The organism is Nonomuraea sp. B208, from assembly GCF_057536035.1.
In genome coordinates this window covers 62,138-86,887 of sequence record NZ_BAAJOU010000019.1, presented here as the reverse complement: position 1 = coordinate 86,887, position 24,750 = coordinate 62,138, and the positions used below count along the sequence as shown (strand labels likewise).

Sequence of the window (24,750 nt, the reverse complement as noted above, 5' to 3'; positions counted from 1 at the left end):
CCGGTTCAGGCCGGGGTGAAGCGGAGCGTGAACGTCGCCGGGCGGGCGTACAGGTCGTAGCGCGGCAGCGGTCCTGGGCCGCAGGTGGCCGTGCCGATGCCCTGGTGGGCGAGGTCCAGGTGCAGGTGGACGCGGTCGCCGGGCGTCAGGTCGGGGCGGTGCCGGGCGGCGGCCAGCTCGGCGGTGCTCCAGCGGCGGGCGGTCAGCCCGAAGACCGGCTCGCCGGAGACGCGGAACGGGCCGAGGTCGGCCCAGCGGACGTCGGCGCGGTGGCCGTTCTCCTGCGGGCGGACGTACGGGGTCTGCAACTCCTCGACGGTGGTGCTCCAGCGGCCGACGCGGGCGGCGAGGCCGGTGTCGGGGTACGCCTCGCCGGGGCCGCGGCCGAACCAGGTGATCCGGTCCACGGCCGCGCCGGGCAGGGTCATGGTGAGGCCGAGGCGCGGGATCGGGTCGCTCCAGTCGCCCTCGGGCTCGACGTCCACGCGCAGCAGCAGCGCGCCGTCATCGTCGGTGGCGGTCCACCGGTAGGTCGCCCGCATCCCGAGGTCGCCGGCGGCGGGGGCGACGCGGGTGCGTACGGTCAGGGTGCCGCCGTCCCGTTCGACGGCGTCCGTGCGGTGGGTGAGGCGGTGCAGGCCCAGGGCTCGCCAGCGGGCTTCGAGGCCGCTGTAGCGGTCGTTGTCGGTGGGCGCCCGCCACAGGTCGAGCCGCGGCCCCTCCACCTCCACGCCGAACAGCCGGGTCAGCCGCCCGCTGCGATCCTCGAACTCGGCGCCCGAGAGCGTGGGGGCGGTTCGCCCGGCCGGCGCCGGCGGGTCCGAGGGGAGGCGGGTCTGGGACCAGGCGACCTCGTGGCCCGCGGGGGCCCAGGGCTGGTCGGCGGCGAGCAGGGCGCGGACGGTCAGCCAGCGTTCCCCCGGTCCCGCCGCCGCGCCGGGCAGCCGCACCTCGCCGCCGTCCGGCGGCACCTCCAGCGGGTGCTCGGCGACGACCTCCCCCTCCATCTCGACGGTGGCGGTGAACCGCAGGTGGGACAGGTCGCGGAAGCCGTGCCCGTTGACGACCCGGGCCACCCCGTCCTCCGCCGCGAAGGTGATCCTGACCGGCTCGAACGCCTTCTTCAGGTCGAGCAGGCCCGGCGAGGGCGTACGGTCGGGGAAGACGAGCCCGTCGATGACGAAGTTGCCGTCGTGCAGGGGCTCGCCGAAGTCGCCGCCGTAGGCGTACCCGTGGGCGGGATGCTCGATCCCGTGATCGATCCACTCCCAGACGAACCCGCCCGCGAGCCTCGGGTAGCGCTCGAACAGCTCCTGGTACTCCGCCAGCCCGCCGGGCCCGTTGCCCATGGCGTGGGCGTACTCGCACTGCAGGAACGGCATCGCGCGCCGCCGCGCGTCCAGTGCGGGGTCGTCGAGCGGGTCCTCCTCGCCGCGGCCGATGGCCTCGACCTCGGCGTGGGAGGCGTACATGCGGGAGTAGACGTCGGTGTGGGCGCACGAGCGGTCGCCCTCGTAGTGGAGGGGCCTGGACGGGTCGCGCTCGCGCGTCCAGGCGGCCATGACGCCGAGGTTGCGGCCGACGCCGGCCTCGTTGCCGAGCGACCACATGACGACGCTCGGGTGGTTCTTGTCCCGTTCGACCATGCGGCGCATGCGGTCGAGCAGGGCGGCCTCGTAGCGGGGGTCGTCGGTGGGGTTGCCGCGCCAGCCGACCCGTTCGAAGCCGTGCGTCTCCAGGTCGCACTCGTCGATCACCCACAGGCCCAGCTCGTCGCACAGGTCGAGGAAGGCGGGGTGGGGCGGGTAGTGGCTGGTGCGGACGGCGTTGACGTTGTGCCGTTTCATCAGCAGCACGTCCTCGCGCATGGTTTCGTGAGTGACGGCGCGGCCCCGGCGGGGGTCGAACTCGTGCCGGTTGACGCCCTTGAGCAGTAACGGGCGGCCGTTGGCGAGCAGCACGCCGTCCTCGATGGAGACGGTGCGGAAGCCGACGCGCAGCCGTACGGTCTCCTCGGGGAAGGTGACGGTGGCGTCGTACAGGCGTGGGGTCTCGGCCGTCCACGGCTCGGCGGCGACCCGGACCTCGACGCCGGGCTCCAGCCCGGCGACGCCGAGCTCGGGCAGGTCGAGCCGGCCGCCGGGCCCGTCGAAGCTGAGCCGGCCGTCGTGCGTGGCGTGCACGAACACGTCGGCCGCCGAGCGGGTGAGCGTGACGTCGCGGAAGATGCCGGGCAGCCACCACATGTCCTGGTCCTCCAGGTAGCTGGCGGCCGACCACTGGTGCACCCGCACGGCCAGCACGTTGCGTCCTGGACGCAGCCACGGGCCCGCGTCGAACTCGGCGGGCAGCCGGCTGCCGGTCCAGAAGCCCAGCTCGTGCCCGTTGAGCCAGACCCGGGCCAAGGAGTCGGCCCCCTCGAACCGCAGCCGGCCGCCGCTCCAGCCCTCGGGCAGGTCGAAGACGCGGCGGTGGTCGCCGGTGGGGTTCTCGTCCGGCACGTACGGCGGATCGACGGGGAACGGGTAGACGACGTTGGTGTAGGCGGGGGCGCCGTGGCCGTGGAGCGGCCAGTGCGACGGCACCGGCAGCTCGGCCCAGCCGGAGTCGTCGTAGCCGGGGTCGGCGAAGTCCTCGGGCACGTCGGCCGAGGGCGACAGTCGGAAGCGCCACATGCCGTTGAGGTCGAGGGAGGGGGCGTCGGAGCGGAGGGCCGCGCGCGGGGCGAGCAGCCCGGAACCGGGGGCGAAAGTCACGAGTTCCATCGACGCGAGCCTAGAACGTCACGGACGTTCCGGGCAGTCGCCGGCTTCCCCGTGGGCCGAGCCCCCGCCTGGCGGGCGGGGGCTCGGCGGAGGGTGCGGTGCGTCAGGCGGCGGCCTTGGCGGTGAGGGACACCGTGGCCTGGCGGGTGACGCCGTTGACCGTGACGGCGACCGTGACCTGCCCCTTGCGCAGCGCGGTCAGCGTCCCGGTGGCCGGGTCGAGGACGGCGACGTGCCACGGCTTGGCCGCGCCACGCGCCCCGACGTGCAGGTTCGGCGAGCCGGACCACGACGCCGACGCCGGGTAGGCGGCGGGCACGGTCCGCGTCCCCTGCTTGACCACGGCGCTCACCTGCGCGGGCGCGCCGACCGCGACGCTGCCGGGCGCGGTGAGGACGAGCTCGTCCACGTGCGGCTGGACCTGCGCGCCGATCCAGGCGGGCGCGTCCACGAACCAGTTGCGCCGCACGTGCTCGGCCTCGGCCCGGGTGACCGGGTCGACGCCCCACAGCGACCAGCCGGTGAACCCGCCGTCGTCGGCCGCGGTGGCGGGGTTCTTGCCGGAGTTGCCGTTGATGAAGTACGGGACCGCGTCCACGTGCGAGGCGTGGAAGGTGCCCACGTGCCCCCCGATGTAGGCGGCACCCTTGCCGGTCTCGCGCTGGAAGTCGGCGAGCCAGCCCTCGACCAGCGCGGCCTCCTTGCGGTCGCCGAGCTGGCTGCCCTTGCCGGGCGTGGGGTCGCGCGGCGGCACGTGGAACAGCACCGCGACCGAGCCCACGGAGCCGTCCTTCGCGGCCTTGTCCAGCTCGGCGCGCAGCGCCGCGACCTGGTCGTAGCCGCCGCCCCGCAGGGTGAGCCTGGAGGTGTCCAGCGTGATGAACCGGGTGCCCTTGTGGTCGAACGTCCGGTACGTCGCCCCGAACGCGTTCGTGAAGTTGGCGATGGCGCCGCCCATGACCTCGTGGTTGCCGGGGACGTAGTAGTAGGGCAGCGCGCCGCCCAGCTCCTCGTCCAGCACCCGCTTGGCCAGCGCGAAGTCCTCCGGCGACGCCTCGTCCACCAGGTCGCCGTTGATGACGAGGAAGTCCGGCCGGGCGGCCTTGATCTCGCGCAGCGTGCGGCGGGCGTTCTTCACGATGTCGCTGTCGGGGTCCCTGGCGACGAACTGCGCGTCGGACATGACCGCGAAGCGCCACGGCATCTCCGCCACCGACGCCTTGACCACGGGGTCGGCGACCTTGGGCGCGGCCGGCGCGGTCACGGTCGGCGGCACCTTGGCGACGAGCCCGTCGATGAGGATCTCGTTGGTGTATTTGGCGTCCGCCTTGGTCTCGGCGACGTAGAAGCGCCGCAGCTTGAGCGGGTAGTTGACGCCCGCGGGCACGGCGAACTCGACGTACTGCCAGCCGGTCCACGTCATGTACGGGCCGCGCAGGATCTGCGACTGCCCGAGCGCGTCGTAGAACTCCAGGCTCGGCCACTCGCCCTTGCCGGTGGAGTGGATCCACAGCCCGAACGCCTGGGGCTGCCCGTCCACCACGATCCGCTGCGGCGGGCTGGCGTAGGCGGCGCGGGTGGCGGTGGAGGTGGTGAAGTCGTAGGACAGCTTCAGCGCGTTGCCGCTCCGCCCGGGGGCGGCCGACAGCGAGCCGGTGGCGCGGGCCGCGGCGAACGTCCACGTGGCCGCGTCCTCGAAGTCGGCGACCGGCTTCTCCTCGAACCCGACGGTCACCGGCACAGCGGTGGTGATCTTGCCGACCTTGGCGGTGATCAGCCCGGAGCCGGTGGTCTTCTTCGCCTTGACGGTGAAGTAGCCGTGCTCGGCGGGGGTGACCTCCAGCAGGGCGCGGTCGTAGTCGAGGGTGAGGTCGGCGGGCTCGACGGGGGCGGAGTTGCCGTTGCGGTCGTAGCCGACGACGCCGAACGTGGCGGTGCCGTCGGCGCCGGAGATGCCGAGCCGGTCGGCGGTGACGCCGAGCCGCTCCAGCGGCTGGAGCACGGTCAGCTCGATGGTGCCCTTGGCGGCGCCGCGCGAGGCGGTGACGGTGGTCTGGCCGGGGACGAGGGCGTGGAACCTGCCGTCGCGGACCACGCCGTGCACGGCGGGCTGGGCCCGCCAGGACGGCGTGCCGGCGGCGGGGCCGTAGGTCTCGTCGTAGCCGGCGGCGGTGAGCTTCCTGGTGAGGCCGGGGAAGACGCGGTCGGGGCGGCCGCCCGCGACGGGGCCGACGCCGGGGGCCTTGGCCGGGTCGCTCGCGGTCTCCAGCCAGAAGCCCTTCAGCTTGCCGCTGCCCTCGGGCGCGTACAGGGCCAGGCCGTTCGGCACGTGCCGCTCGCCGCCGTCGGAGGGGCTGTTCTCGACCTGCACGGCGGCCGAGCCCGGCTCGCGGGCGAGCATCGTGGAGGAGCCGCCGCCGTCGAGGTTGAGCGCGTTCGCGGCGCCGAGGTCGGCCATCATGGCGGCCAGCTCGTTGAGCGTGACGCCGCGGCTGTCGGCCTGCCGGCCGTCCACGGTGAGCAGGTGCATCGTACGGCCGTCGGCGGAGAAGCCGACGGCGGTGCGCGGGTGGGCGGCCTGGTCGGTGCTGTTCTGGACGACGCCGTCCTTGACCAGCACCCAGTTGCCGCCCACGGCGGCCTGGACGGCGCCGCCGTCGTCCGGCTTGGGCCGGTACGCGACGTCCACGCGGTCGCCGGCCTTGAGCGCGGCCACGGCGGCGGCCCCGGCGTCGCGGCCGAGCAGGACGGTGGTGCCGGCCGGGATCGGCCCGTCGCCCGCGGCGGTGCGTACCTCGGTGACGACGCCGTCCACCAGGACGGCCTCGGCGACGGCGGTGGCGCCCTCGACGGCGCGGGCCCGCGTGTGGGAGCCCCAGAGCGGCGTGAACAGGCCGGTCCCGTCGCGCTGCACGAGCTGGTTGAACTGGGTGAGCTTGATCGGCGAGCCGCCGGCCGGGGTCGCGGTGCCCTCGAAGTACATCTTGAGCACGCGGCCGACGCCGTCGCCGGTGATGGCGACCGCGTTCTCGTGCCCGGCGACGGGCGACTGGACGAGCGTGCCGTTCTGGACGCCGATGCCCTGGGCGGCGCCGGAGTTGTTGATGTCGAAGAAGTCGCCGTTGACGGCGGCGACGGCGCGGCTGCGGCCGGCCGGGCCGGACAGCGGCTCGGTCTTGGTCACCTCGCCGGAGAAGACGTAGTCGGCCCGGTTGCCGCCGGTGCCGCCGCCGAGTTCGGCGGTGATGGCGTCGGCGCGCAGCCAGCCAAGCTCGTCGTAGGTGTCGAACGAGGTGAGCGAGATGCCGGGCGCGACCGGGCGGGTGCGCTTGGCGGTCTCCAGCCGCCGCTGTTCGGCGGCGGCCCGGGACAGCAGCGTGGACGGGGGCGGATAGGACGACGCCTGGAGGGCGTCCTCCACGGGTGGCGCGGGGTCGGCCTGCGCGGGCGCGGCGGTCAAGGCCAGAGGGCTTAACGCGAGCGCGGCGGCGGCCAGCATTCGGAGGGTCTGCACGACCGAACTCAATCGCTCGCGGATATAACTTTCAAGACCGAAGGGTGAACTAAAAGAAAATTTCAGATCTTGGGAGGTGCGCTCACGCGGGCGCCTTGATCCGGACCAGCCGGTCGAAGGCCACGTCGTAGGACGGTTCGAGCCAGTAGTCGGAGTGCCGGCGGGCCTCCGGCAGCGGCTCGCCGAGCGCCGGCCGGCGCGGGTCCCAGCAGTGGCGGTCCACCGGGTCGTCGCTCACCGGGCCGTGGGAGGCGGCGGCGAACGGGTCGAGCCGCCGGAAGACCGGCCCGCCGATGGGGTCGCTCAGCCGGTAGAGGTTGTGCCAGGGCACCGCGGCCCGGACCGCCGCCAGCCCCTCGGCGCCGAACCAGGCGGGGAAGAAGGCCGCGTACAGGCGGCGCAGCGGCGAGCCGTGGGTGAGCAGCGCGACCCGCCGCCGCAGCTCGGGCTTGAGCTGCAGCACCACCGCGGCGGCGATGACGCTGCCCTGGCTGTGGCCGGAGACGATCACCTGGTCCTGGTCGGTGCGGGCCAGCCGGCCCACCCGCGCCACCAGCTCGGGGACGACGCGCTCGGCGTAGCAGGGCGGGCCGAGCGGGTGGACGGCGCGCGGCCAGAAGGTCGAGACGTCCCACAGGATGCCGACCGTCCTGCGCAGCCGGCCGTCGCGGTAGGCGCGCCGCCCGATGAGCACCAGCCCCACTCCGACGGCGACCAGCGCCCAGCTCCCTGCCGACGACAGCGCCCCGGCGAGGCCGCCCACCGGCGCGATCAGCCCGAACTGGCCGAGCACGGTCGCCGCCGTGACCCCGGCCACCCCGACGCCGGTCAGCACGCCCAGCACGAGCCCGGCGCGGTCGGTGAGCGCGGCGCAGCTCCAGAGGGCGGCCACCGCCGGCGCGTGGCGCTCGCCGTAGTAGTGGGCCAGCCGCTTCGCCAGCCGGTCGCGCTCGGTGCGGCCGGCCCGCCACAGGACGGCGGCGACGGCGAGCGCGGCGAGCGCGAGCAGCGGCACCAGCGCGGCCCGCCACCAGATCGTGTCGTCGAGGAAGAGCATGACCGCCGGCGGCGCGGGCGAGTCCGGCGCGCCGGGCTCGCCGAGGTAGCCGGCGGTCCAGAACAGCAGGCCGAGCGCCAGGACGTTGGCCATGCCCGCGGCGAGCATGAGAGCCACCCAGGCGCCCAGCCCACCGAGCGCCCGCCGCTCGACGAGGTCGTGGTCGCGCGGCCGGTCCTCGACGGCGAGCCCCCGGCCCTTGCTCGGGTCGTGGCCGCGCGGCTGGTCCATGACGGCGAGCTCACCGAGTGCGCGCCGCTCGGCGGGGTCGTGGCCGCGTGGCCGGTCCAAGATGGCGAGCGCGGCGACGGCGGCCAGCAGGATCAGGCCGAGTCCGAGGACGAGGGCCTGCTGGAGCGCGCCGGCGCCGATGCCGGGGAGTTGCCGCCCGGCCGCTCCCGGCCCGAGGCCGGCGAGGGCGGCGCAGCCGGTGGCGGCCAGCGTCAGCGCGGCGGCCGCCCGCAGCCCCCGGCACGACCAGGTGAGCCAGGCCGGAGCGGTGGCGCCGGTGTGCGGGTCGAGGCGGCGGGCGATCGACGGCAGCACGACCAGCGCCGCGGCGGCGACCTGGACGGCGGCGTTGGCGACGGTCAGCGCGAGCCCGGCCCGGGTGGCGGCGAACGGCCCGGCCACCGCGAGCCCGACCGAGGCGGCCGCGAAGGAGACGTGCACCACGCGCAGCCGCCACACCGGCGCGCCGCCGTGCCACAGGCGCGGCCGGGCCAGGGGGATCGGCGAGTGCGGCCCGCCGCCGGGCGGGACGACGGTCTGCTCGTCGCGCTGCCAGGTGCGCCGCCCGAGCCACCACAGCAGCGCGACGACCAGCAGCGGCGCGAGCGCGGCGACGGCCAGCCGCCGCGACGGCTCCCCGGCCTGCGTCTCGGCCAGCCAGCGCGCGAACGCGGGCGCGCCGCCGAGGGTGCAGGCGCGGCCGGGCGCGGTGCACTGCCAGCCGAACAGGTCGACGCTCGCCCGGGTGACCGCGCCGACCAGCGTGCCGGTCAGCAGCAGCGCGAACAGCCGCAGCCCGGCCTCGGTGAGGCGGCGCAGCCACCTGCCGCGCGACGGCCTGGGCAGCATGAAGTAGGCCAGGTTGACCAGCGAGAACGGCAGCAGCGGCAGCCACAGGGCGAGCGCCCGGCCGCCGGAGGTGAGCCCGCCCCAGGCGTAGGCCTCCCGGCGGCGCACGCCGGGCACGTCGGCGTCGCCGCCGGCCGGGCGGCCCTCGGGCCACCAGCGCCGGTAGAAGCCCGTGACGCCGTCGCCGGCCACCCGCCAGGGATGGGGGTGGTGCAGGGTGGTCTGCGGCGGCGTGCCGTGCACGCCGTGCACGCGCAGCTCCGTGAGGCCGCCGCAGGTGTCGTCGAGGAAGCCGTCCATGGCACCAGCATCCTGTACTGGCGCTTTCACGTACAGTGACTATTCCATGACGTTATGCAAGGAGGGTTTACGACTTCGTGGCGCCGGCCGTGAGGCCGGTGACGAGGTGCCGCTGCACCAGCAGGAAGACCGCGCCGGCCGGGATGGCGATGAGCACCGCCGAGGCGGTCATCAGCCCCCAGTCCGACCAGTGCTGGCCGACGAACTGCTGCAGGCCCACGCCGAGCGTGCGCTTGTCCTCCTGCGACATGAACACCGTGGCGTAGCCGACCTCGCCCCAGGCGGTCATGAAGCAGTAGAACGCGGTCACCGCGATGCCGGGCCTGGCCAGCGGCAGCACCACCCGCCGGAACACCCCGAACGGCGTCAGCCCGTCCACCAGCCCCGCCTGGTCGATCTCGATCGGCACGGTGTCGAAGTAGCTCTTCATCATCCAGGCGCAGAACGGCACCGCGATCGTCATGTACGCGATGACCAGCCCCGGGATCTGGTTGAGCAGGCCGAGCCCGGCCATCAGGTTGTACAGCGGGACGATGAGGATCGCGACGGGGAACATCTGGGTGACCAGCAGCAGCCACATCACGCCCCGGTGACCGGGGAAGCGGAAGCGGCTGACGGCGTACCCGGTGGTGGCGGCCAGCAGGACCCCGGCGACCATGGTGAGTCCGGCGGTCAGCACGCTGTTGAGCAGCCAGCGCGGGAACTCGGTCGCGGTCAGCACCCGGGCGTAGTTGTCCAGCGAGGAGTCGTCGAACAGGCGCAGCTCGCTCGACAGCCAGCCGTCGCGCGGCTTCAGCGAGGTCAGCACCAGCCACACGACGGGGAACAGGCTGATCGCCACCGCGATCAGCAGGCCCGCGTGCAGGCCGATCGAGGCGAGGGCGCCGCGCTCGCCGCGCGGCCGGCCCCCGGGTCCGTACGTGGTCACCAGGGATCTCCTTGCGAACGCAGCGTCCTTCTGTAGCCGGCGGCGAGCACGACCAGCATGAGCAGGATGATCACGCCCCAGGCGGCCGAGCCGGAGTAGTCGCGGATCCCGGTGAACGCCTCGCGGAAGGCGTAGGTGACGAGGATCTCCGTCTCGCTGCCGGGGCCGCCCCGGGTGACGAGGAAGATGATGGGGAACATGTTGAACGTCCAGATGGTCCCGAGCAGGATCACCGTGGACGACACCTGGCGCAGGCCGGGCAGCGTGATCGCGCGGAAACGCTGCCAGGGGCCCGCGCCGTCCACCTCGGCGGCCTCGTACAGCTCGGCCGGGATCGACTGCAGGCCGCCGAGCAGGGCCACCATCATGAACGGCACGCCGATCCACACGTTGACGGCGATCACCGCGACCTTCGCCGTGACCGGGTCGTCGAGCCAGCCGACCGGGCCGAGCCCGGCCAGCTTCAGCATGCCGTTGATCACGCCGTAGTCGCTGTTGTAGAGGTAGCGCCAGACGAAGGCGGCCACGAACGCCGGCACCGCCCACGGCAGGATCAGCAGCACCCGGTAGACGGAACGGAAGCGCAGCTTCCTGTTGAGCATGACGGCGAGGGCCAGGCCGACGCCGTAGTGCAGGGCGACGCAGGCGACCGTCCAGATCACCGTCCAGAGGAGCTTGTCCCAGAACAGGTCGCTGGTGAGGATGCGCAGGTAGTTGTCCAGGCCGACGAACTCGTACGTGGACGGGATGACGTTGACGCCGATGGTGCGGCCGATGTTGGCCTCGGTGGCGTCGGTCAGCGACAGGTACACCCCGCGCGCGAGCGGCCAGCCGATCAGCACCAGCATCACGGCCAGCACCGGCGCGACCATCGCCCAGGCGTACCAGTGGGTCCCGAAGGAGCGCCGCAGCGGGCCGGGCCCGGCACGGCGGCGGCCGCGGGCGCCCGCGGCCGTCGCGTTCCTGGTGGAGACCGCCACCGGTCAGCTCCAGTCCTTCATGATCCCGTGGTACTGCTCGCTCACCTTCTTGAGCATGTCCGCGGGGGCCGACTTGCCGCCGACGAGGTCCTGGTAGCCCTCCAGCAGCGGCTGGAAGAGCTGGCCGCCCTCCGGGATCCACGGCCGCGCGACCGCGGTGTCCATGATCGGCTTGAACACGGCCACGTCCTGGTTGCCCTGGACGTCCGGGTCGGCGTAGGCGGAGGTGCGGGTGGGCAGCAGACTGATCTCCTTGGCGATCTTCGCCTGGGCCTTCGCCGTCGTCATGAAGCGGACGAACTCGTAGGCTGCCGGGATGTTCTTCGAACCCGCGTAGATCGCCAGGTTCCAGCCGCCCGTGGGGGCCCCGGCCTTGACCGAGCCGGCCGGCACGGGGGCGATGCCGAGGTTCGCCTTGTCCTGGAACTCCTTGCCCTGGTAGATCTCCGACAGCGCCCACGGGCCGTTGTAGATCATCGCGGCCTTGCCCTCTTTCAGGGCGGTCATGGCGTTGGCGTAGCTCTCCGTGGTCGCGGGCTTCGCGGCCGCGCCGGAGCTGATGAGGTCGGCGACGGTCTGCATGGCCTGCACGTTCGCCGGGGAGTCGACGACGATCTTCTTGTTCTGGACGTCGAGCAGGTCGCCGCCCTCGCCGTACATGAAGGGGAGCAGGAAGTAGGAGTCGACGTTGAGCGCGAGCCCCTGCGCGCCCGTCTTGGCCTTGACGTCGAGCGCGGTCTGCTTCAGCTCGGCGACGGTCTTCGGCGGCTCCTCGTGGCCGGCCTCCTTGAGCAGCCGCTTGTTGTAGATGAGCGCGAGGGTGTCGGTCACCTGGGGGACGGCGTAGGTCTTGCCGTTGTACTTGGTGCTGCTCGACGGGCCGGGCAGGAAGTCGCCGGGCTGGTCCACCGCCCGGCTGCCGTCCAGCGGCTGCAGGTAGCCGAGCGAGGCGAACTGCGAGGTCCAGGCCACCTCGGAGCGGATCACGTCGGGCGCGCCGCTGCCCGCCTGGGCGGCGGTCTGGAACTGGTTCTGCGCCTGGTCCGACGGCACGTTCACATATTTGACCTTGATGCCGGGATAGGCGGTCTCGAACTCCTTGATGAGGGCCTGGAACGTGGGGCCCTCGCTGTCGGGCCGGGTCGTGTCCCACCAGGTCACCTCGCCGGTGATCTTCGCGGGGTCGGCCACGGAGGCTGCCGGTGCGGCCGGCTCGCCCCCTCCCCCGCCTCCGCCGCACGCGGCGACCGCCAGCGTCAGGCTCGCAAGGACGGTTCCGGCAGGTAAGAGACGTCGCATGTCCTTCTCCTCACAGGTCGATCGGAGGTGGAGTCAGCCGGAGGGTACGCCGACGTGAGGCGCTCGGGTAGGGGCGTTCGTCAGGATTCTGCAAGTTGTTACATCGGCAGGGCCCTACATTTCTGAAATTTCCCGAAAGATTTGCAGGGGTGGTGGCGTGGGGAGCCTGGCCGGCCGGGTGGAAATCGCGTAAGCAAGACAGAGATGAAGGACCTGCTGGTGGTGCACTACCGACGCGCCGACCCCGACGGCTGGGGGCTGCACGTGTGGGGCGACGTGGCGGAGCCAGTCGCGTGGGACGCGCCGGTCCCGCTGGCGGGCGAGGACGCCTACGGGCGCTTCGCCTGGATCCCGCTGCCGCCGGGCGCCCGCCGCGTCGGCGTGCTCCCCCACCGCGGCGACACCACCGACGGCGGCGGGCACCTCGTCGATCCCGCGTGGAATCCCGAGATCTGGCTGGACGAGGGCCGGGACGAGGTGTTCGGCTCGCGGGCCGCCGCCGACGGGCACGCCGTGATCCACTACCGGCGGCCGGACGGCGCGTACGACGGCTGGGGCCTGCACCTGTGGGGCGAGGCGGTCGCCGAAGCCGCGCTCACCGACTGGGCGCGGCCCCGTCTCCCGGACGGCGTGGACTCCTTCGGGGCGTGGTGGCGGGTGCCGCTGCGGGACCCGGCCGCCGCCCTGCACTTCGTGGTCCACGCGGGCCCGGTCAAGGACCCCGGCCCCGACCTGCGGATCGTCCCGGCCGAGCAGCCGGAGGCGTACGTGGACGCGGGCTCCCCCCTCCTCCACCCGACCCGGGCCGCCGCGGACGGCGTGGTGGTGCTCCACTACCGCGCGCCGGACGACCAGCATGACGGGCTGACGCTGAGGCCCGCGGACGGCGATCCCATACGCCCCTCGGGCTGGGACTCCTTCGGCGCGATCTTTCACGTCCCGCTCCCGCCCGACACCCGGACCCTCCGCTACACCGTGCCTCCTTCTTCGGGCGAGGTGGTGCAAGGCGGCGGGCATGGGCCGGACCGCGACTGCCCCCCTGCGGGTGAGACCGCGCAGAGTGGCAGACGTGGGGCCCGTGGCAACCACCCCTCGTCCGACCAGGCCGCCCCAGGCGGCGAGCCGGGGCCGGACCACGACCACCCTCCGTCCAGCCCGGTCGCCCTGGGCCAGCTCCCCTCCGAGGAGGCCGCTGGTGGACATGGGGCGGGTGGCAGCCAGTCCTCTTCCCATGAAGCCGCCGGCGGCGACGGGGCCGCTGGGTGGTGGACGGTGGAGACGGGGCTCGTCGGGCATGAGGTGTGGCGGGTGGCGGGGGTGGTGGGGCACGTCCTGCCGCGGCCGCCGGCGCCCGATGTCGATCTGCGGCACTGTCTGGCGCACTGGATCGACCGGGAGACCGTCCTTTGGGAGGTGCCCGGTTCGCTGCGCCACGCTCTGGTGTTCAGCCCCGGTGCCGCCCTCGCCTTCGACAACCTACGCGACCATGCGGGCGAGGCGGGGGTTCTGCGGCTCTCGGCGGGTGAGTTGACCGATGAGCAGCGTCGCGCGTGGCCGCATCTGGCCGGGTACACCGCGCTCAAGGTGGATCCGCGCGACGCCGCCCTCGTCCCCGAGGCCCTGCGCGGGCAGGTGGCGGCGGTGGCCAGGGACGAGGAGGGCAGGCTGGTCGCGGCGACGGGCGTGCAGCTTCCCGGCGTCATCGACGACCTGTACGCCGCAGCCGCCACCGCCCCGCTCGGCCCCTCCGGCCGTCTGCGTCCGCGCCTCGCCCTCTGGGCGCCCACCGCCGGGAAGGTCGAGCTGGCCCTGTACGGCAAGGGCGGCAGGCGCACCGTCCACCGCATGCGCCGCGACGACGCGACCGGCGTCTGGTCCGCGCACGGCCGGCCGTCGTGGATGGGCCGCGACTACACCTTCCTCGTCACCGTCTACTCCCCCGCCGCCGGCCGGATGGTGACCCGCGAGGTCACGGACCCGTACAGCCTGGCCACGGCCCCCGACGGCGTGCGGAGCCGTCTCGTCCGGCTCGACGCGGCCGCCTGCAAACCGCCCGGCTGGGACGCGCTGGCCAAGCCCGCCCCCGTGCCGCCGCACCGGGCCGTGATCTACGAGCTGCACGTGCGCGACTTCTCCGCCTCCGACGCCACCGTCCCCGAGGAGCTGCGCGGCACGTACGCGGCCTTCACCCGCGACTCGGACGGGACGCGCGAGCTGCGGGCCCTCGCCGCCGACGGCGTGACCCACGTGCACCTGCTGCCGGTCTTCGACCTGGCCACGGTGCCCGAGCGCCGCGAGGACCGCGTCGAGCCGGACTGCGACCTGGCGGCCCTGCCGCCCGACTCCGAGCGGCAGCAGGAGTGCGTGGCCCGCACCGCGGCCACCGACTCCTTCAACTGGGGCTACGACCCGCTGCACTACACGGTGCCGGAGGGTTCGTACGCGACCGACCCCGACGACCGGATCCGCCAGTTCCGCGCCATGGTCGCCGCGCTCAACCGGGCCGGGCTGCGCGTGGTCATGGACGTGGTCTACAACCACACCCACACGGAGTCGGTGCTCGGCCCGATCGTGCCCGGCTACTACCACCGCCTGCTGGCCGACGGCACGGTGGCCACCTCGACCTGCTGCGCCAACACCGCCCCCGAGCACCGGATGATGGGCCGGCTCGTGGTGGACTCGATCGTCACCTGGGCCAGGCAGTACAAGATCGACGGGTTCCGGTTCGACCTCATGGGCCACCATCCGAAGGACAACATCCTGGCCGTACGCCGCGCGCTCGACGCGCTCACCCCCGAGGCCGACGGCGTGGACGGCCGCTCGATCATCCTGTACGGCGAGGGCTGGAACTTCGGCGAGATCGCCGACGGCGCCCGTTTCGCGCAGGCCACGAAGGAGGGCATGGCCGGCACCGGCGTCGCCACGTTCGCCGATGCCCCACGGGACGCGGTGCGGGGCGGCGGGCCGTTCGACGCCGACCCGCGGGCGCAGGGCTTCGGCTCCGGGCTGGCCGGCGCGCCCAACGGCAGCCCCGCCAACGGCGACCAGGAGCAGCAGCGGGCGCGGCTCGCCCATTGCACCGACCTCATCAGGATCGGCCTGACGGGCAGCCTGCGCGACTACGTGCTGCCGTGCGGCCGGACGGGCGGGGAGATCCGCCACAACGGCGCCCCCGCCGGATACGCCCGCGACCCTGGCGAGAGCGTGATCTACGTGGACGCGCACGACAACGAGACGCTGTACGACGCGCTGGCGTACAAGCTGGCGCCGGGGACCCCCATGGCGGACCGGGTGCGCATGCAGGTGCTGTCGCTGGCCGTGCCGCTGCTGTCGCAGGGGGCGGCGTTCGTGCACGCGGGCAGCGAGCGGCTGCGCTCGAAGTCCTTCGACCGCAACTCCTACGACTCCGGCGACTGGTTCAACCGGCTGCTGTGGGACTGCTCGCTGGGCAACGGGTTCGGCGGTGGCCTGCCGCCGCGGGCCGACAACGAGGTGCGCTGGCCGTACGCCCGGCCGCTGCTGGCCGATCCTGCGCTGCGGCCGGGCTGCGAGGCGATCGGCGCGGCCCGCGCCCGGTTCGGGGAGCTGCTGCGGATCCGCTCCTCGACGCCGGCGTTCGCGCTCGGGTCGGGCGAGGAGGTGCGGCGGCGGCTGTCGTTCCCCGCCGCGCCGGACGGCGTCATCGTCATGCACGTGGACACGGCCGGGATCGATCCGCGCTGGAGCGCGGTGACGGCGGTGCTCAACGCGACCCCGTACGAGCTGGCGCTGCCGGTGACGGCGCCGGCCGGGCAGGAGCCCGCGCTGCATCCGGTGCTGGCGGCCTCGGCGGATCCGGTGGTCCGCGGGTCGGCGTTCGACCGGGCGAGCGGGACGCTCACCGTGCCGGGACGTACGGTGGCCGTCTTCGTCACGCCCTGAGAACGTTTCGCCGTTCCGGCTCCGGGCAGCGGGCGCATGAACGGACGAAAGGCACACGTCCTCAACAGATCGCTGGAAATGCCGGGACTCACGGCGCAGACTGGAAAGACGGCGATCGCGTGGAGCAGTGGAGCACCCGTGGACAAACACCTTGAGCACATGCCGGTCCTGTCCCGCGGCAGACATCGCAACCCGAAACGCGGTGCCTGCTTCATGGAACTGGCCTCCTACCTTGCCGGGGAACGCTGGAGCGACCATCCGGCCTGCACGCACCCGTTGCTGGCCGCACTCGCCCGTCTGGTCAACGACAACGTCAACGACGAGAACCGGGCCGCGCTGGTCCCCCTCGTCCCGTCGATCATCGGGCTGACCAGTGACGACCTGCGCGTGGACGCGCGGATCGCGCTGCGCTGCGCCACGACGGCGCTGCCGGTGGCCGCGGCCGAGCGCCAGCTCGCGCTGGCGGTGTCGGTGCTGGCGGCCGAGGAGATGCTCGCCAGGCTGGACGGCGCGCCGCCCGGCCGGCTGAGCGAGGCGAGCCGGCGGGCGCTGGACGAGGTCCCGCACGCGAGCGAGCAGGCCAGGCGCTTCAGCCGGGCCGCCAAGATCACCGAGAAGGGCTTCCGCAGGTACGCCGCCCCGAACGCGGTCCAGCTCGCGGTCGTGGGGATCGTGCAGGCGTGCGTCACCGACCCGGACGCGCTGCTGCGGCGGCTGCTGGAGGAGACGATCGCGGACTGCGCGGCCATGATGCACGGCACCACCCCGGCCTACGAGGCCCCGGCCGGCAGGCTCGCGGAGGCCGAGGCCGCTCCGCAGGCGGCGGTTCACGCCTGATCGGCCACCGGTCCCGATCGCCCTGCCGGGGCCGATCGGTCGCCAGGGCCGATGGGTAGCCAAGGCCGATGGGTAGCCAAAGCCGATCGGTCGCGGGGCCCTATGGGTAGCCGGGGCCGATCGGTCGCCAGGGCCGATGGGTAGCCAAGGCCGATGGGTAGCCAAAGCCGATCGGTCGCGGGGCCCTATGGGTAGCCGGGGCCGATCGGTCGCCAGGGCCGATGGGTAGCCAAGGCCGATGGGTAGCCAAGGCCGATCGGTCGCGGGGCCCTATGGGTAGCCGGGGCCGATCTGGTCGCCGGAGCCGATCGGTTGCCGAGCCTGGTCACCTGCCGGGCCCTTCGGTCACCGTCCCCGCGGTCCCGTACCGCGGGGATCTTCACGCATCCGGCCGGTCACGTGGCGTGACGAACACCTGGCGGAGCGGTTTTTCCGCAGGTCAGGCTAGCCTTTCCTTCGTTGCGGATCTTGTCGCAGAACCTTAAATTCTTGGACAAGAGCATCCGTAAGTGGAGGATTTCCATGACCATCGAGCTCGCCGAGCCGCGCTCCCCCGAGCAGCACCACACGCACCGCGACGTGACCGGTGGCTGGCTGCGTCCGGCGGTGTTCGGGGCGATGGACGGGCTGGTGTCCAACTTCGCGCTGATCGCCGGCGTGGTGGGCGCGGCAGGCAGCGGCGGGAAGGCCGCGGTGCTGGCCGGGTTCGCCGGGCTGGCCGCCGGGGCGTTCTCCATGGCGGCCGGGGAGTACACCTCCGTGAAGTCGCAGACCGAGCTGATGCGGGCGGAGATCGCCGTCGAGCGGCGTGAGCTGGCCCGCAACCCTGAGGGTGAGCGCGCCGAGCTGGCCGCGCTCTACGAGTCGCGCGGCCTCGACCCGGACCTCGCCCGCCGGGTGGCCGACGGCCTGTCGGCCGACCCCGAGCAGGCGCTGCGCGTGCACGTGCGCGAGGAGCTGGGGGTGGACCCCGACGACCTGCCCTCGCCGTACCTGGCGGCGGCCTCGTCGTTCCTCGCCTTCTCCCTGGGGGCGCTGGTGCCGCTGGCGCCGTTCCTGTTCGGGGCCTCCGGGCTGACGCTCGCCGTGGTGCTGAGCGTGCTCGGGCTGTTCGGGTTCGGCTCGGCGGTGGCGGCGATGACGGCGCGGCCCTGGTGGGTGGGCGGCCTGCGGCAGCTCGCGCTCGGCGTCGGCGCGGCCACCGTCACCTTCGGCCTCGGCCACGTCCTCGGCGTCACCCTGACCTGAGCCCGCGCCCCTCAGGGACCTGAGCCCGCGCCCCTCGGGCCCCGGGCCGGGGTCAGTGTCGACGGCGGCGGCGGAGGAGGGGTTTGAGTATGGCGCGCACGGTCAGCAGCAGCACGACGGCGACGAACTGGCCGCCGAGGACGATCCGGTTGACGTCCACGGCGGGATGCCACTTCACCTCGCCGTTCTTGACGACGTAGACCCCGGCGGGCGTGGCGCCGTGGCCGAAGCCGAGGCCGCTCCCGCCGCCCTCCTCCTTGTCCTTCCTGCCCTGCCCCTGCCCGGCCCCGCCGCCCTGGACGACCCGGGCGACGGGGATGACGACGACGTCGCCGTGCTGGATCGGCTCGCCGAAGACGCGCCGGACGGTGGCGGCGTCCTTGGACCGTTCGACCAACTCCATGATGTCCATGGGGACATCCTCGCCCAGAAGCCGCCGGGCGACTACGCGCGCCGGCCGCGCAGCTCGCGGTAGCGGCGGACCAGGCGCTCGGTCGAGGGGTCGGGGAAGCTGGTCGGCGGCTCCTCGGAGGTGAGGGCGGGGGCGAGGTCGGAGGCCATCTTCTTGCCCAGCTCGACGCCCCACTGGTCGAAGGAGTCGATGCCCCAGACGGTGCCCTCGACGAACACGATGTGCTCGTAGAGGGCGACGAGCTGCCCCAGCGTGGACGGGGTGAGCTTCGGCGCGAGGATCGTGGAGGTCGGCCGGTTGCCCGGCATGACCTTGTGCGGGACGATCTCGGCCGCGGTGCCCTCGGCCGCGATCTCCTCGGCCGTCTTGCCGAACGCCAGCGCCGAGGTCTGCGCCAGCAGGTTGGCGGTGAGCTGGTCGTGCATGCCCTCGCGGTCCTCGTAGGGCTCGGCGAAGCCGATGAAGTCGGCGGGCACGAGCCGGGTGCCCTGGTGGAGGAGCTGGTAGAAGGCGTGCTGGCCGTTGGTGCCCGGCTCGCCCCAGAAGATCTCGCCGGTCTGCGCGGTGACCGGGGTGCCGTCGGCCCGCACCGACTTGCCGTTGGACTCCATGGTGAGCTGCTGGAGGTAGGCGGGGAAGCGGTGCAGGCGCTGGCTGTAGGGCAGGACGGCGCGGGTCTCGGCGTCGAAGAAGTCGGTGTACCAGATGCCGAGCATGCCCATGATCACCGGCATGTTCCGGTCGAAGGGCGCGCTGCGGAAGTGCTCGTCCATGGTGCGGAACCCGGCGAGCATCTCGCGGAAGCGCTCCGGCCCGATGGCGATCATGAGCGACAGCCCGATGGCCCCGTCGTAGGAGTAGCGGCCGCCCACCCAGTCCCAGAAGCCGAACATGTTGGCGGTGTCGATGCCGAACTCGGCCACCTTGGCGGCGTTGGTGGAGACCGCGACGAAGTGCTTGGCCACCGCGTCGTCGCCGAGCGCGCCGACCAGCCAGCTGCGCGCGACGCGGGCGTTGGTGAGGGTCTCCAGCGTGGTGAAGGTCTTGGAGCTGACCACGAACAGCGTGGTCTCGGGGTCGAGGTCGCGCAGGTTGCCGACGATGTCGGCCGGGTCGATGTTGGAGACGAAGCGGGCGGCCACGCCGGCGTCGGCGTAGTCGCGCAGCGCCTCGTAGGCCATCGCGGGGCCGAGGTCGGAGCCGCCGATGCCGATGTTGACGACGGTCTCGATGGGCTTGCCCGTGGCGCCCTTCCACTCCTTGCCCCGCACCCGGTCGGCGAAGGCGCTCATCCTGTCGAGCACGGCGTGCACGTCGGCCGGGACGTCCTGGCCGTCGACCACCAGCTCGGCCTCGCGCGGCATCCGCAGCGCGACGTGCAGCACGGCGCGGTCCTCGCTGACGTTGATGTGCTCGCCGCCGAACATGGCCTCGATCCGGTCGCGCAGGCCCGCCCGCTCGGCCAGGGCCGCCAGCAGCTCGACGGTCCGCCCGGTGGCGCGGTGCTTGGCGTAGTCGAGGTAGAGGTCGCCGGCGGTCACCGTCATGCGCTCGGCCCGGCCGGGATCCTCCGCGAACAGCTCGCGCAGGTGCCTGCCGGCCAGCTCCTCCTGGTGCTTGCCCAGCGCCGCCCACTCCTGGCTCTGGGTGATGTCGCCGTCCACGTGTCTCCTCCTCGCACCGCTGAACGCGGCGAAACGATCAGGTTCTGGTCCATCGTCCCGCAACCCCGTACCCATCGAGAATGATTCCGCGCACGGCGGAGCCGTGTCTTTGCGTCCCCAGTGGGAAAGTCGAATTCCTCCCCCTGCCGGGGTTCAGCGCCGTCCACGGAGGAAGGGGGAGAGGCATGGAGCACATCGACGCGTACTGGCGCGCGGCCAACTACCTGTCGGTCGGGCAGATCTACCTGCTGGACAACCCCCTGCTCGCCGAACCTCTGCGGCCGGAGCACATCAAGCCCCGCCTGCTCGGCCACTGGGGCACCACGCCGGGCCTGAACTTCTGCTTCGCCCACCTGAACCGGGTGATCAAGGAGCGGGACCAGGACATGATCTACATCGCCGGCCCGGGGCACGGCGGCCCGGCGGCGGTGGCCCACGCCTGGCTGGAGGGGACCTACACCGAGCGCTACCCCGACATCACCCAGGACGTACGGGGCATGAAGGCGTTGTTCCGGCAGTTCTCCTTCCCCGGGGGCGTCCCCAGCCATGTGGCGCCCGAGACGCCGGGCTCGATCCACGAGGGCGGCGAGCTGGGCTACGCGCTGGCCCACGCCTACGGAGCCGCCTTCGACAACCCCGACCTGGTGGTGGCGTGCGTGATCGGCGACGGCGAGGCCGAGACCGGCCCCCTCGCCGCGAGCTGGCACTCCAACAAGTTCCTGGACCGCCGCCGCGACGGCGTCGTCCTGCCGATCCTGCACCTCAACGGCTACAAGATCGCCAACCCGACGATCCTCGCCCGCATCCCGTACGACGAGCTGACCAAGCTCATGGAGGGCTACGGTTACCGCCCCCACCTGGTGGGCCCCGACCACGAGGAGATGGCCGCCACCCTCGACCTCTGCTGGGAGGAGATGGCCGCCTACAAGGCCGGCGACGCGCCGCGGCTGCCGATGATCATCCTGCGCACGCCGAAGGGCTGGACCGGGCCGCAGGAGGTGGACGGCAAGCCCGTCGAGGGCACCTGGCGGGCCCATCAGGTGCCGCTCGCCACCGTACGGGAGAACCCCTCGCACCTCGCCATGCTGGAGGAGTGGATGCGCTCCTACCGGCCGGAGGAGCTGTTCGGGCCGGACGGCCGGCCGGTCGAGGAGATCGTCGCGACGGTCCCGGAAGGGCCCCGGCGGATGAGCGCCAACCCGCACACCAACGGCGGCGAGCTGCTGGAGCCGCTGCGCCTGCCCGACTTCCGCAAGTACGCGGTCGAGGTCAAGGCGCCCGCCGACCAGCAGACCGAGCCGACCCGCGTCCTCGGGACGTTCCTGCGCGACGTGATCGCCGCGAACCCGAGCACGTTCCGGCTCATGGGGCCCGACGAGACCGCCTCCAACCGGCTGCAGGCCGTCTTCGAGGTCACCGACCGCGCCTGGGACGCCGAGCTGCTGCCCACCGACGAGAACCTGGGCGCGGGCGGCCGGGTGATGGAGGTGCTGTCGGAGCACCTGTGCCAGGGCTGGCTGGAGGGCTACCTGCTGACCGGGCGGCACGGGCTGTTCAACTGCTACGAGGCGTTCATCCACATCGTGGACGCCATGTTCAACCAGCACGCCAAGTGGCTGGAGACCGCGCAGAAGATCCCGTGGCGGCGTCCTGTGGCGTCGCTGACGTACCTGCTGTCGTCGCACGTGTGGCGGCAGGACCACAACGGCTTCAGCCACCAGGACCCCGGCTTCCTCGACGTGGTGGTCAACAAGAAGGCGTCGGTGGTGCGCGTCTACCTGCCGCCGGACGCCAACACGCTGCTCTCCGTGGCCGACCACTGCCTGCGCTCACGCGACTACGTCAATGTCATCGTGGCCGGCAAGCAGCCGGTGCTCGACCTGTTCACCATGGACGAGGCCATCGCCCACAACACCCGCGGCCTCGGCATCCTGCCGTGGGCCTCCACCGACGACGGCAGCGAGCCCGACGTCGTGCTCGCCTGCGCGGGCGACGTCCCCACGCAGGAGACCCTGGCCGCCGCCGCGCTGCTGCGTGAGCACCTGCCCCAGCTCCGGGTCCGGGTCATCAACGTCGTGGACCTCATGCGGCTCCAGCCGCCGTCGGAACACCCGCACGGCATGCCGGACGCCGAGTTCGACACCCTGTTCACCGTCGACAAGCCGATCATCTTCGACTTCCACGGCTACCCGTCGCTGATCCACCAGCTCACCTACCGCCGCCACGGCCACGACAACATCCACGTGCGCGGCTACAAGGAGGAGGGCACCACCACCACGCCGTTCGACATGGCGATGCTCAACGACATCGACCGCTACCACCTCGTCATGGACGTCATCGACCGCGTCCCCGGACTCGGATCCAAGGCCGCCCACCTGCGTCAGCGGATGAGCGACGCCCGGCTGCACGCCCGCGCCTACACCCGCGAGCACGGCGAGGACCCCGGCGAAATAAGCTCCTGGACATGGCCGGCCACATTCTCGTCCTGAACACGGGATCCTCATCGATCAAGTACGAGCTGGTGGACGTCCGGACCCACGAGCGCCCGGCCAGAGGGCTGATCGAGCGCATCGGCGAGCGGTCGGGGCGGCTCACCCACCACGCCGGGGACGGGCCGCCGTACGTGCGGGAGCGGCCCTTCCCCGACCACGGCGACGGCCTGGAGGCGATGATGGCGGCCTTCGCCGCGGCCGGTCCCGCGCTGGACCCGGTCGCGGTCGGGCACCGCGTCGTGCACGGCGGCGTGCGCTTCGACAGGCCGGTGCTCGTGGACGACGAGGTGGTGTCCGTGATCGAGGAGCTGGCCCCGCTCGCGCCGCTGCACAACCCGGTCAACCTGGCCGGCATCCGGCTGGCGCGCAAGGCGTTCCCCTCCGTGCCGCAGGTGGCGGTGTTCGACACGGCCTTCCACCGGACGCTGCCGCCGGAGGCGTACACGTACGCGGTGCCGCGCGACTGGCGCGAGGAGCTGGGCGTGCGGCGCTTCGGCTTCCACGGCACCTCCTGCGCCTACGTCTCGCGCCGCGCCGCCGCCGTGCTCGGCCGCGACCTCGCCGAGCTCAACCTGATCGTGCTGCACCTGGGCAACGGCGCCAGCGCCACCGCGATCTCCGGCGGGCGCAGCGTCGACACCTCCATGGGCCTGACCCCGCTGGAGGGGCTGGTCATGGGCACCCGCTCCGGCGACGTGGACCCGGGGCTCACCGGCTACCTCGCCCGCACCTCCGGCGCCGACCCGCAGCGGGTCGAGCAGGACCTCAGCCGCCGCGGCGGCCTGCTCGCGCTGACCGGCACGCTCGACATGCGGGAAGTACGCGCCCGCGACGACGACGAGGCCCGCCTGGCGCTGCGGATCTACACCCGGCGCATCCGCAAGTACGTCGGCGCCTACTACGCGCTGCTCGGCCGGGTGGACGCCGTCGTGTTCACCGGCGGCGTGGGCGAGCACGACGCCGCGACCCGCGCCGAGGCGCTGGCCGGGCTCGACCGGCTCGGCATCGCCGTGGACCCCGCGCTCAACGCGGCCGGGGACGGCGAGCGGGCCGTCTCCCCCGCGGGCGCGGAGGTGCCGGTGCTGGTCGTCCCGACGGACGAGGAGTGGGAGATCGCCAGCCAGGCGCTCGCCCTGATCTCCGGCGGTTCCCAGGGCTGATCCCGCCGGCGATCATGGAAACGTCCGCTCGGGTGGACAGCGTCGGCGCGTTCGTGATCACAATTGGCGGTCCGAACCCCCTACCAGCGGAGCACCCCCATGCCGAAACGCCGTCTGACCGCGCCGGTCGCCCTGGCCGCGCTGTTCCTCGCCCTCACCGCCCCCGGATCGGCGGCCGCGGCGGGCAGGACGACCGACCCGACGCTGCCGGGCCCGGTCTTCAAGACGGTCACCGACAAGAACGCGCTGCTGTCCCTCCAGACGTTCGGCCGCCCCGACGGCAAGGACATGGTCTTCCGGATCTCCGGCAGCGTCTACGCCAACATCGAGGGCAACGCCCTGGAGCCGGGGCTGCGGCACGGCCAGAAGCTGTTCGGCATCGAGGGCTACAACATCCGCCGCCTCTACCGTGAGCCCGGCACCACCAAGCTCTACCAGCTCTCCCGCGAGATCGTCTTCTACACCGACCCCACCGACCCGACGAAGATCCTGCGGGAGTGGAAGAACCCGGTCGACCTCAAGACCTATCCGGTCGTCCCCATCAACAACGACACGGTGAACTTCGGCCCGTTCGACGTCACCCCGTCCTACGCCGGCCCGCCCACCCGCCAACTGCACGACGAGACCGTCTGGACCAGCGACATCCCGGTGCGCACCGACTTCGGCAGCACGCTCGGCGAGAAGTTCGGCCTGGTGGGCGGCGTGTACGCGGCCCAGGAGATGTTCGACTTCTTCGTCGACGACCGCGAGGTGGCCGCCCGCGCCGTGCCGGGCAAGGTGCCCTCGGGCGCGATGAAGACGAAGATCGCCTGGAGCCGGACGAGCCCGTGGGCGCCGTTCATGTGCCTGGCCGAGAGCGAGGTGCGCGGCCAGCTCACCTACCACGCCCGCAGCTGGTCGCTGAACTCCTACGCCGACGTCGAGCCGTGGATCCGCGCCGAGGTCGACAAGAACCACCCGCTCTACCGGAGCACCCCCGGCGCGCCGGGCGCCAGCGAGAACTCCTGGAGCTCCTTCCACGCCAAGCAGCTCAACAAGGGCGCCACCACGTGGGCCGGCTGGTGCGCCGCGAACGCCCGCTGAGCCTCCGGCC

Annotated in this window: 14 protein-coding genes; 6 read left to right on the top strand and 8 right to left on the bottom strand. The window is 73.0% G+C overall.

Annotation, left to right across the window (positions count from 1 at the left end; translation table 11 throughout):
- Nucleotides 1-5: 5 nt before the first annotated feature.
- From AC27IY_RS14235 to AC27IY_RS14210, 6 genes are all read right to left on the bottom strand, one after another.
- Nucleotides 6-2,765: a glycoside hydrolase family 2 TIM barrel-domain containing protein gene (locus AC27IY_RS14235; protein WP_487178222.1), complete on the bottom strand. Its 2,760-nt coding sequence runs from the start codon at nucleotides 2,763-2,765 to the stop codon at nucleotides 6-8.
- Between the two features lie 103 nt (nucleotides 2,766-2,868).
- The gene (locus AC27IY_RS14230) at nucleotides 2,869-6,279 is read right to left on the bottom strand and encodes a phosphodiester glycosidase family protein (RefSeq protein WP_487178221.1); all 3,411 of its coding nucleotides are present in this window, start codon (nucleotides 6,277-6,279) and stop codon (nucleotides 2,869-2,871) included.
- Nucleotides 6,280-6,361: 82 nt separating this feature from the next.
- Nucleotides 6,362-8,716 carry a hypothetical protein gene (locus AC27IY_RS14225; protein WP_487178220.1) on the bottom strand — a complete coding sequence of 785 codons (2,355 nt, stop codon included), beginning with the start codon at nucleotides 8,714-8,716 and terminating at the stop codon, nucleotides 6,362-6,364.
- Nucleotides 8,717-8,783: 67 nt separating this feature from the next.
- Entirely contained in the window at nucleotides 8,784-9,644 is an 861-nt protein-coding gene (locus AC27IY_RS14220) for a sugar ABC transporter permease (protein WP_344206029.1), read from the bottom strand.
- Nucleotides 9,641-10,624, bottom strand: coding sequence for a carbohydrate ABC transporter permease (locus tag AC27IY_RS14215; RefSeq protein ID WP_487178219.1), 984 nt, complete (start codon nucleotides 10,622-10,624; stop codon nucleotides 9,641-9,643). Before AC27IY_RS14215 ends, AC27IY_RS14220 begins: the two co-directional genes overlap by 4 nt.
- A gap of 3 nt (nucleotides 10,625-10,627) precedes the next feature.
- Nucleotides 10,628-11,923, bottom strand: a complete 1,296-nt coding sequence (locus tag AC27IY_RS14210) for an extracellular solute-binding protein (protein WP_487178218.1) — start codon at nucleotides 11,921-11,923, stop codon at nucleotides 10,628-10,630.
- 204 nt (nucleotides 11,924-12,127) lie between these two features.
- Here AC27IY_RS14210 and pulA point away from each other — a divergent pair, with 204 nt between their 5' ends.
- The 3 genes from pulA to AC27IY_RS14195 all read left to right on the top strand — a co-directional run bounded on the left by pulA (nucleotide 12,128) and on the right by AC27IY_RS14195 (nucleotide 17,929).
- Nucleotides 12,128-15,844, top strand: coding sequence for a pullulanase-type alpha-1,6-glucosidase (gene pulA, locus AC27IY_RS14205; RefSeq protein ID WP_487178217.1), 3,717 nt, complete (start codon nucleotides 12,128-12,130; stop codon nucleotides 15,842-15,844).
- 138 nt (nucleotides 15,845-15,982) lie between these two features.
- Nucleotides 15,983-16,681 (top strand): hypothetical protein, encoded by a 699-nt coding sequence (locus AC27IY_RS14200; protein ID WP_449954377.1) that lies wholly within the window; start codon nucleotides 15,983-15,985, stop codon nucleotides 16,679-16,681.
- A 522-nt stretch (nucleotides 16,682-17,203) separates the two neighbouring features.
- Nucleotides 17,204-17,929 carry a VIT1/CCC1 transporter family protein gene (locus tag AC27IY_RS14195; protein ID WP_487178216.1) on the top strand — a complete coding sequence of 242 codons (726 nt, stop codon included), beginning with the start codon at nucleotides 17,204-17,206 and terminating at the stop codon, nucleotides 17,927-17,929.
- 52 nt (nucleotides 17,930-17,981) lie between these two features.
- Here AC27IY_RS14195 and AC27IY_RS14190 read toward each other — a convergent pair whose 3' ends face one another.
- The gene (locus AC27IY_RS14190) at nucleotides 17,982-18,341 is read right to left on the bottom strand and encodes a spore germination protein GerW family protein (protein ID WP_344206021.1); all 360 of its coding nucleotides are present in this window, start codon (nucleotides 18,339-18,341) and stop codon (nucleotides 17,982-17,984) included.
- A 32-nt stretch (nucleotides 18,342-18,373) separates the two neighbouring features.
- A complete protein-coding gene (gene pgi / locus AC27IY_RS14185; protein ID WP_487178215.1) occupies nucleotides 18,374-20,005 on the bottom strand; it encodes a glucose-6-phosphate isomerase in 1,632 nt (543 codons plus the stop codon).
- A gap of 185 nt (nucleotides 20,006-20,190) precedes the next feature.
- Between pgi and AC27IY_RS14180 the strand changes: the two genes are divergently transcribed.
- From AC27IY_RS14180 to AC27IY_RS14170, 3 genes are all read left to right on the top strand, one after another.
- Nucleotides 20,191-22,494 (top strand): phosphoketolase family protein, encoded by a 2,304-nt coding sequence (locus AC27IY_RS14180; RefSeq protein WP_449954381.1) that lies wholly within the window; start codon nucleotides 20,191-20,193, stop codon nucleotides 22,492-22,494.
- Complete coding sequence (locus AC27IY_RS14175) at nucleotides 22,470-23,657, top strand: acetate/propionate family kinase (RefSeq protein WP_487178214.1); 1,188 nt, start codon at nucleotides 22,470-22,472, stop codon at nucleotides 23,655-23,657. Before AC27IY_RS14180 ends, AC27IY_RS14175 begins: the two co-directional genes overlap by 25 nt.
- Nucleotides 23,658-23,756: 99 nt before the next feature.
- Nucleotides 23,757-24,740 carry a DUF1838 family protein gene (locus tag AC27IY_RS14170; RefSeq protein ID WP_487178213.1) on the top strand — a complete coding sequence of 328 codons (984 nt, stop codon included), beginning with the start codon at nucleotides 23,757-23,759 and terminating at the stop codon, nucleotides 24,738-24,740.
- Nucleotides 24,741-24,750: the final 10 nt, after the last annotated feature.